The organism is candidate division WOR-3 bacterium (assembly GCA_039802205.1).
Lineage (GTDB): Bacteria > Hydrothermota > Tepidihabitantia > SM23-42 > JAOAFX01 > JAOAFX01.
The window spans coordinates 1-15,162 of the sequence record JBDRWD010000024.1; the positions used below are offsets into that span (position 1 = coordinate 1).

Sequence of the window (15,162 nt, forward strand, 5' to 3'; positions counted from 1 at the left end):
CCTCCGGAATGTCTATGCAAATCATAGGCACTCCTTTCGGATAGAATATATCCAGGGGTGCCTATGTTTTAAAAGTTTTGGGTAAGATATTTTATTTTGATTAATATTTTATTTTGATTAAATAACCCCACTTCGGTAAGATTATTTTTGATTCAAATCGCGCGCTTGACAGAAAAAAATTTTTGAATATAATTATATCGTGGTTAGGATTTTGCGTTCCTGCAGGCTCAATCGTAACTGCCCGACCCAGGCAGAGTTTGCCCTTTTAAATCTTAACCACAACCACACCGCATTCTCCTTTAATCACTACTGGTATTGGCACTTCCGGGCCCAATAAGGGTCGCAAAATCCTTTTTGGTCCCGGAAGTGCCATCAATCTTCCTTCATCAATAACGCCACTTTTTACCCTGAAAAAAAGAAAGGAGGTAAATAATGATCATAACAATGTCTGTCCAAGCCGGTGAGGAAGATATTGAGCAGGTAAGAAGAAAAATTGCTGAATTAGGCTATGGAGTAAAGATTTTTCGTGGAGAAAAAAAGACCGTACTCCATATAATCGGGGTTACAGATAGGGAAAAGATTGCTAAAGTTGTTGAGTCCCTGCCCGGTGTGGAAAACCTTATTCCCATTCTCAGCCCTTATAAACTGGCTAGTAGGGAATTCCATCCCGATGATACAATCGTTGCGGTCAATGGCAAAAGGATTGGCGATAAGACTATCGCCATAATCGCCGGTCCCTGTGCAGTTGAATCCGAGAGTATGATGTTTGAACTTGCCTGCGTCCTGAAAGAAGCAGGCGCCCAGTTCCTGAGGGGCGGCGCCTACAAACCACGAACCTCACCCTATAGTTTCCAGGGATTAGGCGAGAAAGGACTTGAAATTTTAGCCCGTGCAAGAGAAAAGACCGGTCTTTTGGTCGTCACCGAAGTCCTTTCCGAGATTGATGTTCCATTGGTGTATAAATATGCCGATATCCTACAGATTGGAGCAAGGAATATGCAAAACTTCCCCCTGCTCAAGACCGTAGGCAGATTCAATAAGCCCGTGCTTTTAAAAAGAGGAATGTCAGCAACGATTGAAGAATGGCTCATGGCTGCCGAATATATTCTCTCCGAAGGAAATCCTAATGTGATACTCTGCGAACGGGGTATTAGAACATTTGAGCATTATACCCGCAATACCCTTGATATCAGTGCGGTCCCGGTCGTGAAATACCTTTCCCATCTTCCGATAATAATTGACCCAAGCCATGCCTCAGGAGATGCAAAATATGTCACTCCCCTGGCCCGCGCTGCCATCGCCGCAGGTGCGGATGGAATAATGGTGGAAGTCCATCCGGATCCGCCCAATGCCCTTTCAGATGGGAAACAATCATTGAAGATAGAAGCCTTTAAAGAACTGATAAAAGAAATTAAAGGGATTGCTGAAGCGATCGGGAGGACCTTATGAGTAACCCGATCCAGGTGTATTTCCAAGGGACAAAGGGTGCCTACAGTGAAGTGGCGGCCACGAGATTCTTTAACAAGAAAGTAATAACCACTGGTCTAACCGGTTTTGAAGATTTGTTCGCGGCACTGGACAAAGCCCCCGATGCCTATGCTGTATTGCCTATCGAAAATTCCTTGACTGGAAGCATCCATCGGAATTACGATTTGCTCTTAACCGGTAAAGTCTGGATCGTAGGGGAAGTAGAATTGCAGATAACTTACAATCTTTTGGGTTTGGATTCAAATACGGAATTAAAAGAAATCTGGGCACACCCGGTAGTTTTAGAACAATGCCGCGACTTCATCACCAAGAATCCAAAATATAAAATTGTCCCCTTTTTTGATTCTGCCGGTGCCGCGGAGGTGGTGATAAAAAACCAACGAAAAGATGTTGGTATCATCGCCGGTCCCCAGGTTGCTCTCGTGTATGGTCTGAAGACATTGACAAAAGGAATAGAGGACAATCCGATGAATTTCACCCGCTTTTTGGTTCTTTCCAAAAAAGAGAAAATCCATCCTGGGCCAGATGCAAAATCTTCTTTGGTCTTTGGTGTCAAAAACGAGCCCGGCATCCTATTCCGCTGCCTGAGCATCTTCGCCCTCAGAAATATTGATCTGATGAAACTGGAATCCCGACCTATCATCGGGAAACCATGGGAGTATATTTTCTATATTGATTTCCAGGGAAGCATCGCCGAGGAACGATGTAGAAAGGCGGTGGAAATTCTCGAAGAAATTGCAGTTTATTATAAATTCCTCGGTAGTTATCCGGTGATAAAGGAGCAGAACCATGAATATCTTGGTAAAAAATTGTAGTATTGCTTCAGGGCTGCTCGCGGTTGGGGGGGATAAGTCGATCACGCATCGAGCTTTGATTCTGGGAACCCTCGCTGAAGGTCGCAGTGAGCTCATAAATCCTTCTGACGCTGAAGATTGCCAAGCAACCATTAGATGTTTAAAAATGCTTGGCGCCGAAATAATTAAAAAAGATTCCCGGATTATCATTGAGGGCAAAGGACTTTACAGTCTAAAGGAACCCGAAGATGTTCTGGACTGCCGCAATTCCGGAACCACCATCCGCCTATTAACCGGACTCCTTGCTGGACAGAAATTCTACTCGGTCCTCACCGGTGATGATTCCTTACGAAGAAGGCCCATGGCAAGGATAATCGATCCGCTGCGCCTAATGGGGGCAAATATTGAGAGCCGCAAAGGTGGATTAGCACCGCTCAGCATTAAAGGAAGTGATTTAAGGGGGATCGAATATCGGCTTCCCATTCCCAGTGCCCAGGTGAAATCGGCTTTAATGCTTGCCGGATTCTATGCTGATTCCCCAACCATAATTGAAGAACCAATTTCTTCACGGGATCATTCCGAACGTTTATTTACTTATTTAGGAATAAGGTTTAGTAAAAAGGGGAATCGGATTGAGATAAGACCAAGGCCAATCTTCAAAGGCAAAACTATTTACATCCCTAACGACATCTCTTCGGCAGCATTTTTTATCGTCCTTGGTTGTCTCATTGGAGATAAACTGGTCATTCAAGAAACCGGGATAAACCCACTGCGCAGCGGGGTGATTGAGATATTGAAAAAGGCGGGTGCTTTGATCACCATAGGGAATAAAAAAATCTTTTCCGAGGAACCGGTGGCGGATATTATTGTAAGAAAGAGAAAACCGCGTGCATTCACAATCGGCGGATCATTAATTCCTTCAGTGATCGATGAAATTCCAGTGCTTGCTGTACTTGCTACTCAGCTTGATGGAACCTCGGTGATCAAAGATGCCCAAGAACTGCGGGTCAAGGAGACTGACCGGTTGAGGGCGATTGCTACCGAGTTACAAAAATTTGGTGCCCGGATAAAAGAGGAACCCGACGGATTGATAATAAATGGGCCCACTCGCTTGAGAGGCACAGTATGTAAAAGTTATCATGACCACCGGATTGCCATGGCCCTGACTGTAGCGGGTTTGATTGCCGAAGGAGAAACCGTGATCCAGGATGCCGAATGTATCAAAATATCCTTTCCTGATTTTATCGAGAAATTAAAAACCATCTGTGGAGAGGAATATGTTCAAATTGAGGGTCTCAACAATAATCAAAGAGTATAAAACCCCACCCTTAGACGCATACTACCTGCTTTATCATGATGAACCTTATGCCTTCTTGTATGAATCGCTGGAATTGAGTGGTAGTCACGGCCGCTATTCATTTTTGGGCGCGCGTCCCGGCATCATCTTCCGGGCATACAACGGCATAATTAATATCTATGAGGCAGAAAGGAGGATAAAAAAATACGGTAATCCTTTTGGCGAACTCCGGAAAATTTTAAAATGTTACATGAGTAAAGATTATTTTGCCCCCTTTAACGGGGGCGCCGTCGGTTATGTTGCCTATGATGCAGTCCGTTATTTTGAAAAAATTCCCGATAAAAATCCCGATGAATTAAAAATCCCTGATCTATTTTTTATCTTTCCTCAAGAGATTGTAATCTTTGACCACAAGTATCACTCTGCTCAAATCTTGATGTTTGACGAAGACAAGCACCGATTAGAGTATGTAAAAAAAATTCTTAATCGAGGGATGTGTCTCCAGAAAAAAAACACACAAACAAAGAACCGGATATCCTATGAAGCAAATTTCACCAAAAAAGAATTCTGTAATGCTGTAAAAATTGCGAAGGAATATATCTTTGCAGGTGATATATTCCAAGTTGTGCTGGCCCAGCGATTTAAAACGCCGGTCAAAAAGCCGTATTTTGATATTTATCAGGCATTACGTATCGCTAACCCTTCGCCGTATATGTACTATTTGAAACTCGATGATATCACAATTCTGGGGTCTTCCCCGGAGACTTTAGTGAAATTAAAAAACGGCGTGGCTGTATCACGGCCTCTTGCCGGAACCAGACCACGAGGTCATAATACAATCCAGGATAAAAAACTCGCCCAGGAATTGTTAACCGATGAAAAAGAACGTGCTGAGCATATTATGCTCGTGGATCTTGCCCGTAATGACTTAGGCAAGGTCTGCTGCTACGGCACTGTCCGAACCAATAGATTGTTAAAAATTGAACGTTATTCAAAGGTCATGCATCTTGTATCAAATGTCGTGGGCAGACTAGATGAAAGGTTTGACAGTATTGACCTTTTTATCGCTTCATTTCCTGCAGGAACTGTTTCAGGTGCACCTAAGATCAGGGCAATGGAGATCATCGACGAATTGGAACCTGTCCGGCGTGGGTTGTATGCTGGGGCGATCGGTTATTTTGATTTCCAGGGTAATATGGATTTCTGCATTGGGATAAGGATGATTCTCATCAAAGATGGAATCGCTTATCTCCAGGGAGGTGCGGGTATTGTCGCGGATTCAATCCCAGAAAAAGAATATCAGGAAACGATAAATAAAACCCGGGCTTTAAAATCAGCATTGGCGATAGCATGATCCTTTTGATTGACAACTATGATTCATTTGTCTATAATCTGGCTCAGTATCTCGGAGCACTGGGTGAAAAATTGATTGTGGTCCGCAATGATGAGATTGGGATTAAAAGAATAAAGCGAATGAAAATTGACTACATTTTTATCTCCCCAGGTCCCAAAACTCCAAAGGAAGCGGGAATGACCTGCCGGATTATCGAATGCTTTGCGGGTAAAATCCCAATCTTTGGTGTCTGCCTTGGGCATCAGGCAATTGCTGAAGTATTCGGAGGCAAGGTAGTTCGGGCTCCCACGGTCGTTCATGGTAAAGTATCTTTAATTTACCATGATCAGAAGACAATCTTTAAAAAGATAAAAAATCCTTTTTATGCCACCCGTTATCATTCCCTAATTGTCCCCCAAGAATCGATTCCTTTTTGTCTCGAAATGACGGCTTGGACTGAAGACGGATTGGTGATGGGCATAAGGCACCGTGAATATCCTATCGAAGGTGTTCAATTCCATCCTGAATCGATATTAACCACATCCGGGAAAACGCTTCTTAAAAATTTTTTAAATTTTTACAAAAAGAAAGTTGACAAAAAGGAGGAAAATTGCAAATATTGAGAAGCGAAGAATTGCCGGAGGATTTTTTCCGGCCTCAAATGGAAGGAAATATAAGTCTGGTCCGCTCGATTGTGAATGAGGTAAAAAATTTCGGTGACCGGGCGTTAAATAAATATACCAAAAAATTCGATAAAGTTTCAGTTTCGAATTTTCGGGTTACTCCTGCAGAGTTGAAAAAAGCTGCCCACTCCATTGATAAGCATCTGCTCCAAGCTCTGACCCGAGCCAAGGAGAATATTGAAAAATTCTCCCGTGCCCAGTTATGTCAATTAAAAAATTTTAAGATTAATATCACCAATGGGGTGATCGCCGAGCAAGTAATAATCCCCCTTGAGAGAATTGGCATTTATATCCCCGGAGGAAGATTTCCTCTTATTTCTACAGTTTTGATGTGCGGTGTCCCAGCGATGGTAGCAGGAGTAAAGGAAATCGCAATATGTTCACCGCCAACCTATCAGAATTCGGTGCACCCCTTAATACTGGCTACCGCCCAGTTTTTAGGGATCAGGGAAGTATACAAGGTCGGAGGTATTCAGGCGATTGCAGCAATGGCTTATGGAACCAAAACAGTGAAACCAGTTGCGAAAATCTTTGGACCAGGAAATATCTTTGTAGCAAGTGCCAAGAAATATGTATTTGGAGATGTAGGCATTGATTTTATCGCCGGGCCCACCGAAATCTTGATCATCGCAGACGAATCAGCTGTTCCTGAGATTGTAGCTGCAGATCTGCTTGCCCAGGCCGAACATGATCCCAATGCCCTACCTATTTTAGTAACTAACGCTCCAAGTTTTGCCGGTAAAGTAATAAAAATTCTCAACCGGCAGGTTAAAATTCTTAAGACCGGGCGGATTGCGAAAAGAGCTTTAAATAACAATGGTCTAATCATCATTGCCCAGGACATTGAAGAGGCAATAGAAATTGCTAATAAAAAAGCCCCAGAACATTTAGAATTACAGATTAAAAATCCTGAAAGATATATCTCAAGATTGAAAAATTATGGAACCCTTTTCGTCGGTAAATATGCAGCCGAGGTGCTCGGAGACTACAGCAGTGGTTTGAATCATACACTTCCTACCGCAGGTGCGGCACGATATACAGGTGGCCTCCACATAAAAGATTTCTTGAAGATTCAAACCGTTTTGAGAGTGAATAAAATTGGCTTAAAGCGGATCGGCCCGATTGCTCAGATTCTTGCCCAGACCGAAGGTTTATTTGCCCATGCCCGTTCCATCGAGGTGAGGATGAGATAAATGCTTGACTTGGTTATGAAAATAAATAGAATAAACCATGAGTCTAAATTTTGTTTGCATTCTAATCTTTAACATCACAATCAATTCGGCAAATGGTGCTTTCACCGGAGAAGTTACCTACTCGGGTACAACCGAACTCGCTACTGCCTCGTTTAAACTATATGATCACGAAGGCAATATGCTCTATCATATTGTAAACCCGGAGGCAATTACCTTTTTCATCAGCAACACCGGTGAAGTCTTTGCTACTAACGAACAGAGCTTATATCTGTATAAGTTAACAGGCGAGATAAAAATTCTCAAAAAACTTAATTATCCCAATGGATTCGGGTTCTCTCCGGACAATAAGATCTTTTTTGCCTCAGACCGCAACGGTTTATACGCCTATTCCATGTCTGGAGGATTGCTCTATCATTTCAATCCGGGTCGCCTTTTTGCGAGCACTGATAGTGCCCACCGTGTGGTAGTGGTCTCAAATGATACACTCTTCTTGTATGAAAAAGGGAAATTAAAAACCCAGACACTCTTGCCTAACCCCTATGTGAGAAAGATCCAATTCATCAACGAAGATCAAGTTGAGATTATACTGCCGGATACCACACTTTACCTTGAATGGTTACAAAAGTGTAAGGAGGATTGATGTTTTTATTGTTCATTATAAATGTCGGCTGGCCCCTGGGACCCCAGGATGAAACCCATCCTATTGGAAATAATTGGGGGGAATATCAATATTACGGGAGTGGAAGTGCCTATCTCCATCCCGGGATTGATGTGATGGGGAATTCTGTAGGCCAGCCTGTTTACGCAGTGCAGCGAGGAATTGTCAAGGCCTGGCTCACCACGCAGGCTGAATATCACTGGCGCTTAGCTATTGCTGATTCTAATATCTCTAATGACTCTGTGGAAGCCTGGCTTTATGCACATATCGATCCCAATCGATACCACAAAAATGTCGGCGATATCGTGAATGAGGGAGATCTGATCGGCTATCTTGTCCCTTGGCCTGTTACTGGTTTTGACCATTGCCATTTCGCCCGTATCAAGGATATCGGTCCGGTCTGGAATACTGCGGATTGGGCATTCGTGAGAAATCCCCTGGCAATTATTACTCCCTATGATGATACTGCAAAGCCGGTATTTGAAAATGCGTATGGAAATTACAAATTTGCGATCTGTAACAATAATACCAGCACCTATCTAAATCCTCCAACGGTCGTCACAGGAAATGTGGATATCATCGCCAAGATTTATGACAAAACCGGGATCCCGATCAACCAGAATCCAGTCTGGGAAAAAATGATTCCCATGCGCATCAGTTATGAAATCCACGGACCCCAGAATGTGCCGGAGAGGCTCTCTTTTCTATTCCGAGGTTACCTTTACTACAGCAGCAATGTCAATGTTGTATACAAAAATGATCAAGTATGCACGAGCCGTGGGGACTACGAAAATCGAGACTTTTATTTCATCGTAACTAATACTGACGGCGATACCCTTATCGAAGCTACAGATGCAAATTATTCCTGGAATACTACAGGTTTTCCACCTGGCAATTATTGGATTGTAGTAACAGCAATGGATGCCGCGGGTAATACAACAAAGGATAGTATGATGGTAACCATTCCCGGTCAGTCTGTTGAAGAAAATTATACATATCTAATCGCCCGCACGAGCATTGTCAATTCTCCCAAGGCACTCAATGAACTCTTCTGTAAATTTGCGGTAAAACTATATGATGTGAATGGACGCGTTCAAAGTGACTTCCATAATCTTCCGCCGGGAGTCTATTTTGCAATCTATAAAGATAATGGAGAGTTAAAACAGAAAAAGATCGTGATAATCAAGTAAATTTTTTCGCTTGACTTAATACATAATCCGGATATAATTAATCTAAAAATAAAGACTGGGGGATCGTCTAATGGTAGGACGATTGGCTCTGGACCAATTGGTCGGGGTTCGAATCCCTGTCCCCCAGTTTTGATTTTTTAGAAGCGCATCTTTTCATTTCAACCCTAATTCTGCTAAAATACTCTTGACTTTTGAAAAATTATATTTATAATGTTACGATGCAGGAAGGGCTTAATATTTTTGAAGAAGATTTTTGGGCGATAACTGAATCATTAAATCGACTGCTCCAAGGGACGAATGCCCGTGCCATATTACTCATCGATAAGGCTGGACAACTAATCACTTCAGCAGGTGATACCTCGACGATGGATGTATCATCGTTTGCCACCCTTTCTGCCGCGGATTTCGCCGCTACCAGTCAGCTTGCATCTTTGATAGGAGAGAAAGAATTCTCTACTTTATTTCATCAGGGAGAAAAGGAGAATCTCTATGTCTGTCTTGTTGCCAACCGCGTGATCCTAGCCGTTCTATTTGACCAGCGCACGACCCTGGGTCTGGTTCGGGTTAAGGTAAAGAATACAGCCCAGGAATTAGAAAAAATTTTTGAAGATATTTTCAAAAAACTGGGTAAGGATCAAATTGGCCAGAAACCGTTTGATCTTGATTTTACCAAAGCAGCTGAGGATGAGTTGGACAAGTTATTTGGATTTTAGTCAACTATGGCACTGATAAATTATGCCTCAAGGGAAATAAATTGTAAGATTGTGTACTATGGACCGGGTCTTGGAGGAAAGACTACCAATATAAAATATATCTATACCAAACTTAATCCCGAAATAAAAGGAAAATTGATCAGCCTGGCTACTGAACTTGACCGCACATTATTTTTTGATTTCTTACCGGTGGACCTGGGCACGATTAAGGGTTTTAAAACCAGATTCCATCTTTATACCGTTCCCGGACAGGTTTTTTATAATGCATCAAGAAAATTGATCTTAAAAGGTGTGGATGGTATCGTCTTTGTGGCCGATTCTCAGATTGAAAGATTTGAAGAAAATATCGAATCCTTCCAGAATATGGAGGATAATCTAAGGACTTATAATATTTCTATTGATAAAATTCCGATTGTAATTCAGTATAATAAACGCGACCTCCCCAATATCACCAGTGTAGAAGAACTTCAGAAGGTTCTTAACCCTCAGTTGAAGTATCCTTATTTTGAAGCCGTGGCAGTCCAGGGTATCGGGGTATTCGAAACATTGAAGGAAGTCTGTAAACGGGTTTTGTTGACCCTCTCTTGAGGATGTCATCACAACGGTGTAGTCGGTGCCAAAAGATTATTAATCCAGGCGACCTGTTCTACCGGCTGCTGATAAAGGTCTTTGCAGATTTTGATGGAGTAATTAATATAAAAAATTCAAAATTTGATCTCAAAAAAGAATTTGAAAAAATCCAGTGTCTACCTGAAGATTTGCTGGAGGAAGAAGTTTTCAAAGAATTTAATTTCATCCTCTGTCCTCGCTGTAAGGAGATTTATTGTGCTAATCCTTTGTTCTTGCCCCTTGATAATGTCCATTTTTAGTTAAAGTGAAGAATTTCATCCATCTTCATACCCATACCGAGTACTCGCTCCTGGATGGAGCGATGAATATTCCGGAATTGATAAACCTGGCTCACAAATATCAGATGGAGGCTTTGGCAATCACCGACCATGGTAACCTATTTGGGGCGATTGAGTTTTATAATACCGCTAAGGAAAAAGGTATCAAACCGATCATTGGTATGGAAGCCTATGTGGCACCCGATTCCCGAAAAAACCAGAGCAAAGATTCCAAAATCCCTGAGTCCTCTTTTCATCTCACCCTGCTGTGTGCGGATGAGACGGGTTATAAAAATTTAATAAAACTCGCTTCTTTTGCCTATCTTGAAGGATTCTATTATAAGCCCCGAGTGGATAAAGAATTACTGAGTAGATACAGTTCAGGTCTTATCGCTTTATCCGGATGTTTCAAAGGAGAGATTCCCTATAAATTAAAACTCGGCGATACCAATGGTGCTGAGTATGCACTCCGTGAATATCAAGAGATATTTGGGAAGGAGAATTTCTACATTGAAATCATGCGCCTGGGGTTAAAAAATGAAGAAGGGTTAATAAGCATGCTGGTGGATTTGAGCAACAAGTATGATGCTCCATTAGTTGCCACGAACGATTGTCATTATTTTACTGCAGAAGATTACAAAGCCCATGATGTCCTTTTGTGTATTGGGACAAAAAAGACTTTGAATGACAAAGAAAGATTAAGATTTGAAACTCAGCAGGCATATTTCAGAAGTCCGAAAGAAATGATCGAGTTATTCAATGATCTGCCGGAGGCGGTCTCCAATACCAGGTTAATTGGTGAAAGATGTAACCTCTTTATCGACACCTCGGGGCGCGATGTAAAATTGCCGAATTTTCCTCGACCTGAAGGATATGAATCGGATTTTGATTATCTTCGTGAATTGACCTATCAGAATATCACCAAAAAATTTCCCGAACTTAGTCCAACCATTAAAGAAAGGCTTGATTACGAATTGAGTGTTATTAAGAAAATGGGACTGCCCGGATACTTTTTGATTGTCCGGGATATCATCCAATTTGCGAAAGAAAATGGAATCCCAGTGGGACCAGGAAGAGGTTCAGCTGTAGGTAGTCTGGTGCTGTATGCCCTTGAGATTACTGAAGTCAATCCATTACAGTTTAATCTTCTTTTTGAAAGATTTTTGAATCCCGAGCGCGTAAGTCTACCTGATGTAGATATTGATTTTAGCGATACCCGGAGGGAAGAGGTATTGGAATATATCAAGAAAAGATATGGCGCCAACAATGTTAGTCAGATAATAACCTTTGGAACAATGCAGGCACGAGCGGTAGTAAGGGATGTGGCACGGGTTTTAGGGATTCCTTACAGCGAAGCGGATAAGATTGCAAAACTAATCCCCCCAAATAAGAAAATTGAACAGGTTCTGGAAGAAGATAAAGAATTTAAATCCCTGATCAATTCCAAAAAGGAATATATTGAATTGATTGAAATCGCAAAAAAACTCGAAGGACTCGCCCGCCATCCTTCCATCCATGCGGCTGGGGTGGTAATCACTCCTAAGGAATTGATTGAGTATGTACCTTTATACCGAAATCCTGAAAAAGGTGATATTTCAACCCAATATGATAAAAATGCCCTTGAAGCGATAGGTTTGCTCAAGATGGATATACTCGGTTTAAAAACCCTAACAATAATCGATGACTGTCTAAAAATGGTAAATTTAAGAAAAGAAGATATTCCCTTTGATGACCGCCTCACCTATAACCTTTTAAAAGAAGGCAAAACGACTGGTGTCTTCCAATTAGAAAGTCAGGGGATGCAGGAATTACTCCGGAGCATGCAACCCGAATGTTTTGAAGATATCATCGCCATAATCGCCCTTTACCGACCCGGACCAATGGGGAATGTAAATATCCAGAAACTCATTGAAAACAAACAGAATCCGGATAGAATCGCCTATCTCCATCCTAAGTTAGAACCGATTCTAAGAGAGACTTACGGGATCATCCTATACCAGGAACAGGTCATGCAGATTGCTTCAAGTATTGCCGGTTTTTCGCTTGCCGAGGCGGACAATCTAAGAAGAGCGATGGCGAAGAAAATCCCGGAGTTGATGTTTGAAATTCGGGAGCAGTTCATAAAAGGGGCTGAGAAAAATGGCATTTCTGTGGAGATTGCGGAAAAGATTTTTAATCTGATCGCCCCTTTTGCCGGTTATGGTTTCAATAAATCCCATGCCACGGCCTACGCGGTCATCGCTTATCAGACAGCATATCTCAAAGCCCATTATCCACTGGAGTTTATGTTATCTTCGCTCAATAATGAAATGAACGACACCGACCGGATAAATGTTTTAATCAAGGATGCAAGGAGCTTAGGAATAGAAGTTCTACCACCGGATATTAATAAAAGTTTTTGTAATTTTGTGAAAGAAGGGCATTCTATTCGTTATGGTTTGGGTGCTATAAAAAATTTAGGTAGACCTGCAGCCGAGGCGATAGTGAAAGAACGGACAAGGGGGATCTACCGTTCATTTCTTGATTTTCAAGTGCGCAACAAAAACTTAAATAAAAAAGCCTTGGAATCCTTAATCAAGACGGGTGCCTTTGCCCTTTTTGAGCCCAGAATTGAAAAACTTCTTGAAAGAATCACAGAAAAGAAACCCGAAGGTTCCCAGGAGAGTCTATTTAATCCGGAAAATATCAATAACCAAAATTCGGGAAACCGGACAACTAAAACCAAAGTAGACTATTTTGCCTATGAAAAGGAGGCATTTGGTTTTTATTTCCGGGAGCATCCCCTTGAAAAACACCGGGAAGAGTTCAAATACCTGGGGCTTACCCCAATCTCTAAGATAAATGACCTTGAAAACGGTAGGATGGTCTCAATCGGTGGAATTTTAAATGCAAAAAAAATCAAAAAAGATAAAAAGGACCGTGAATATGCAATTATTACGGTTGAGGATTTAGAAGGTAGTGTCGATGTCTTTGTCTTTGCAGACCAATTTGAGAAATACCGGAATTTTCTTAAGGAGGATAACTTATTGATAATCAAGGGTTCGGTATTCGGAGAAGAGGAAAAGAAAAAGTTGAAGGCAGAATACATCTGTCCGCTCAGTGAGATCAATAACCTTTACCAGAGGATTTTGATTGAATGCCGGAATCCAGAAGTCCAGATTGACAAACTAAAATACCTTTACGAATTGTTTAATAATCACAGAGGTGAATGCGAAGTATGGTTTCTGGTTCCGGATGTGGATGGATTTAAAAATATCCGGTCAAAGACGATAAAAATAGAGCCCAAACCTGAAGTTTTATCCAAGATTAGAGAAATATTTGGTGAGAATTCTCTAAAGATTATCAGAAAATTTTAAAGGAGGATGACGATGCTTTTAATCATTCTATTCTCACATTATCTCATTGATCAACCAGATCTCACCATTCCCAAGCATGGCAACTATTCAGTCCAGCTGCGGTTTGGCCCAGAAGGAGAAATCATCGGGTATGGTGCGATAGAACTTTTGGATAGAATTTCTTTAGGATTGAGTTATGGGGCATCCAATCTTATCGGTGCTGGCAATCCAAATTTTTATAAACTTCCTGGGCTCCAGGCAAGATTGCTCATCATTGAACAATCCTGGATGGTGCCTACGATCATCTGTGGGTTTGACAATCAGGGATATGGAGAATACGATGATACTGCTTCTCGTTATGACATCATGTCTAAAGGTCTTTATTGCCAAGTGGGGGGTATTTTCGAATATCCCGACCTAACGATTACCCCCAGCATCGGCGCAAATTACTCATTTGAACATGGTGGACATATAGATATATTTTCTGGGGTAAAGTTTAAAATAGGTTCTACCGAACTGCTTATCGATTATACACCCAATCTGAATGATCCACGGGACCAGAATAAAGGATATTTGAATTCTGGTATAAGGTTTAATTTTTACAATCAATTATTCTTCGAATTCGCGCTGAGGGACATGCTGGATAACAGTAATAAAAACCAGCAGTTAAATAGAATGATTAAAATAGGGTATAGTTCCGCATTTTAATGTTTCACGTGAAACATTAAAAAGGAGGTAGAGGAATTATGATAAAAGAATTAACCGATATCGATTTCTTTCAGGAGGTAGAGAAATCCTCCCTCCCTTACATGGTTTATTTTTGGGCAATCTGGTCACCGAGTTGTAAAGCAATGAGCAAGTATATTGAGGAAATTGATAGGGAATATTCAGATAAAATCAACATCGCTAAGGTGAATGTTGATAATGAGATAAAGACCGCCAACGAATACGATATTCAAAACATACCCACAATACTCATCTTTGTGGGAGGGACGGTGAAAGAAAGAATAATCGGGACAATCTCCAAGGAGGCTTTAATGAAAAAGCTCAATAAATATCTGGGGATGAAGCCAAGAAAAACAAAGGAGACAAAATGAAAAAAGTATCGATTACAATCATAACCACCTGTCTAATTTTTACGCTTTTTTGTACTAAGGAAAAGAGTGGAACTTCGGATATAAAGGGAAATGATTTCACCCTGAAGTCCCTCCAGGGTGAGGAGTATACGCTTTCTAAGTTAAAAGGCAGGGTCGTAATTGTTGATTTTTGGGCAACATGGTGCCCGCCCTGCAGACGCGAGATACCCCATCTTGTTGCGCTTTATGAAAAACACAAGGATAAAGGACTCTTGATTTTAGGGGTGAGCGCAGAAGATAAACAAACCCTTGCAACCTTTGCACGCGAGAACAATATCAACTATCCGATTCTTCTGGGGAATAACGAAGTCTTTCAAAGGTTTGGTGTGCGTTCAATTCCCCATACCCTCTTCATTGATAAGAAAGGAAATGTAAGAAAGACCCAGATCGGTTATGCGGATGAATTAATACCGGTTTTTGAAGCCCTTCTTGATACGTTATTAAATGAATAATCT

General features: G+C 41.5%; 16 protein-coding genes and 1 tRNA gene. All 17 read left to right on the forward strand.

Annotated features, from left to right (window positions below):
• Positions 1-199 precede the first annotated feature (199 nt).
• The 17 genes from ABIL39_06470 (at position 200) to ABIL39_06550 (ending at position 15,159) form a co-directional block, all read left to right on the forward strand.
• Positions 200-337 carry a hypothetical protein gene (locus tag ABIL39_06470; protein ID MEO0165763.1) on the forward strand — a complete coding sequence of 46 codons (138 nt, stop codon included), beginning with the start codon at positions 200-202 and terminating at the stop codon, positions 335-337.
• 95 nt (positions 338-432) lie between these two features.
• Positions 433-1,449: a 3-deoxy-7-phosphoheptulonate synthase gene (aroF, locus tag ABIL39_06475; protein ID MEO0165764.1), complete on the forward strand. Its 1,017-nt coding sequence runs from the start codon at positions 433-435 to the stop codon at positions 1,447-1,449.
• Positions 1,446-2,303: a prephenate dehydratase domain-containing protein gene (locus ABIL39_06480; protein ID MEO0165765.1), complete on the forward strand. Its 858-nt coding sequence runs from the start codon at positions 1,446-1,448 to the stop codon at positions 2,301-2,303. The genes aroF and ABIL39_06480 overlap by 4 nt, the downstream gene beginning before the upstream one ends.
• Entirely contained in the window at positions 2,278-3,600 is a 1,323-nt protein-coding gene (aroA, locus tag ABIL39_06485) for a 3-phosphoshikimate 1-carboxyvinyltransferase (protein MEO0165766.1), read from the forward strand. Before ABIL39_06480 ends, aroA begins: the two co-directional genes overlap by 26 nt.
• Positions 3,560-4,933, forward strand: a complete 1,374-nt coding sequence (trpE, locus tag ABIL39_06490; GenBank protein MEO0165767.1) for an anthranilate synthase component I — start codon at positions 3,560-3,562, stop codon at positions 4,931-4,933. Before aroA ends, trpE begins: the two co-directional genes overlap by 41 nt.
• Positions 4,930-5,535: an aminodeoxychorismate/anthranilate synthase component II gene (locus ABIL39_06495; protein ID MEO0165768.1), complete on the forward strand. Its 606-nt coding sequence runs from the start codon at positions 4,930-4,932 to the stop codon at positions 5,533-5,535. The genes trpE and ABIL39_06495 overlap by 4 nt, the downstream gene beginning before the upstream one ends.
• The gene (hisD, locus tag ABIL39_06500; protein MEO0165769.1) at positions 5,523-6,788 is read left to right on the forward strand and encodes a histidinol dehydrogenase; all 1,266 of its coding nucleotides are present in this window, start codon (positions 5,523-5,525) and stop codon (positions 6,786-6,788) included. Before ABIL39_06495 ends, hisD begins: the two co-directional genes overlap by 13 nt.
• A 37-nt stretch (positions 6,789-6,825) precedes the next feature.
• Positions 6,826-7,428, forward strand: coding sequence for a hypothetical protein (locus ABIL39_06505; protein ID MEO0165770.1), 603 nt, complete (start codon positions 6,826-6,828; stop codon positions 7,426-7,428).
• Positions 7,428-8,636, forward strand: coding sequence for a hypothetical protein (locus tag ABIL39_06510; protein MEO0165771.1), 1,209 nt, complete (start codon positions 7,428-7,430; stop codon positions 8,634-8,636). The genes ABIL39_06505 and ABIL39_06510 overlap by 1 nt, the downstream gene beginning before the upstream one ends.
• Before the next feature lie 56 nt (positions 8,637-8,692).
• Positions 8,693-8,763, forward strand: a tRNA-Gln gene (locus ABIL39_06515).
• A gap of 91 nt (positions 8,764-8,854) precedes the next feature.
• Entirely contained in the window at positions 8,855-9,349 is a 495-nt protein-coding gene (locus ABIL39_06520) for a roadblock/LC7 domain-containing protein (GenBank protein MEO0165772.1), read from the forward strand.
• Positions 9,350-9,355: 6 nt separating this feature from the next.
• Positions 9,356-9,937, forward strand: a complete 582-nt coding sequence (locus ABIL39_06525; protein MEO0165773.1) for a GTPase domain-containing protein — start codon at positions 9,356-9,358, stop codon at positions 9,935-9,937.
• Between the two features lie 2 nt (positions 9,938-9,939).
• Entirely contained in the window at positions 9,940-10,218 is a 279-nt protein-coding gene (locus ABIL39_06530; GenBank protein MEO0165774.1) for a hypothetical protein, read from the forward strand.
• A 5-nt stretch (positions 10,219-10,223) separates the two neighbouring features.
• On the forward strand, positions 10,224-13,592 hold the full coding sequence (gene dnaE, locus ABIL39_06535) for a DNA polymerase III subunit alpha (protein ID MEO0165775.1): 3,369 nt from the start codon (positions 10,224-10,226) through the stop codon (positions 13,590-13,592).
• A 12-nt stretch (positions 13,593-13,604) separates the two neighbouring features.
• On the forward strand, positions 13,605-14,279 hold the full coding sequence (locus tag ABIL39_06540; GenBank protein ID MEO0165776.1) for a hypothetical protein: 675 nt from the start codon (positions 13,605-13,607) through the stop codon (positions 14,277-14,279).
• A gap of 38 nt (positions 14,280-14,317) precedes the next feature.
• On the forward strand, positions 14,318-14,668 hold the full coding sequence (locus tag ABIL39_06545) for a thioredoxin domain-containing protein (protein MEO0165777.1): 351 nt from the start codon (positions 14,318-14,320) through the stop codon (positions 14,666-14,668).
• Entirely contained in the window at positions 14,665-15,159 is a 495-nt protein-coding gene (locus tag ABIL39_06550) for a TlpA disulfide reductase family protein (GenBank protein MEO0165778.1), read from the forward strand. Before ABIL39_06545 ends, ABIL39_06550 begins: the two co-directional genes overlap by 4 nt.
• Positions 15,160-15,162 lie beyond the last annotated feature (3 nt).

Bases quoted from the DNA above. Each gene is read 5' to 3' on its own strand.
- ABIL39_06480 (MEO0165765.1), top strand. From the start codon at position 1,446: ATGAGTAACCCGATCCAGGTGTATTTCCAAGGGACAAAGGGTGCCTAC.
- ABIL39_06525 (MEO0165773.1), top strand. From the start codon at position 9,356: ATGGCACTGATAAATTATGCCTCAAGGGAAATAAATTGTAAGATTGTG.
- ABIL39_06505 (MEO0165770.1), top strand. From the start codon at position 6,826: ATGAGTCTAAATTTTGTTTGCATTCTAATCTTTAACATCACAATCAAT.
- aroA (MEO0165766.1), top strand. From the start codon at position 2,278: ATGAATATCTTGGTAAAAAATTGTAGTATTGCTTCAGGGCTGCTCGCG.
- aroF (MEO0165764.1), top strand. From the start codon at position 433: ATGATCATAACAATGTCTGTCCAAGCCGGTGAGGAAGATATTGAGCAG.
- ABIL39_06550 (MEO0165778.1), top strand. From the start codon at position 14,665: ATGAAAAAAGTATCGATTACAATCATAACCACCTGTCTAATTTTTACG.
- ABIL39_06545 (MEO0165777.1), top strand. From the start codon at position 14,318: ATGATAAAAGAATTAACCGATATCGATTTCTTTCAGGAGGTAGAGAAA.
- ABIL39_06510 (MEO0165771.1), top strand. From the start codon at position 7,428: ATGTTTTTATTGTTCATTATAAATGTCGGCTGGCCCCTGGGACCCCAG.
- ABIL39_06540 (MEO0165776.1), top strand. From the start codon at position 13,605: ATGCTTTTAATCATTCTATTCTCACATTATCTCATTGATCAACCAGAT.
- ABIL39_06530 (MEO0165774.1), top strand. From the start codon at position 9,940: ATGTCATCACAACGGTGTAGTCGGTGCCAAAAGATTATTAATCCAGGC.
- trpE (MEO0165767.1), top strand. From the start codon at position 3,560: ATGTTCAAATTGAGGGTCTCAACAATAATCAAAGAGTATAAAACCCCA.
- ABIL39_06520 (MEO0165772.1), top strand. From the start codon at position 8,855: ATGCAGGAAGGGCTTAATATTTTTGAAGAAGATTTTTGGGCGATAACT.
- ABIL39_06495 (MEO0165768.1), top strand. From the start codon at position 4,930: ATGATCCTTTTGATTGACAACTATGATTCATTTGTCTATAATCTGGCT.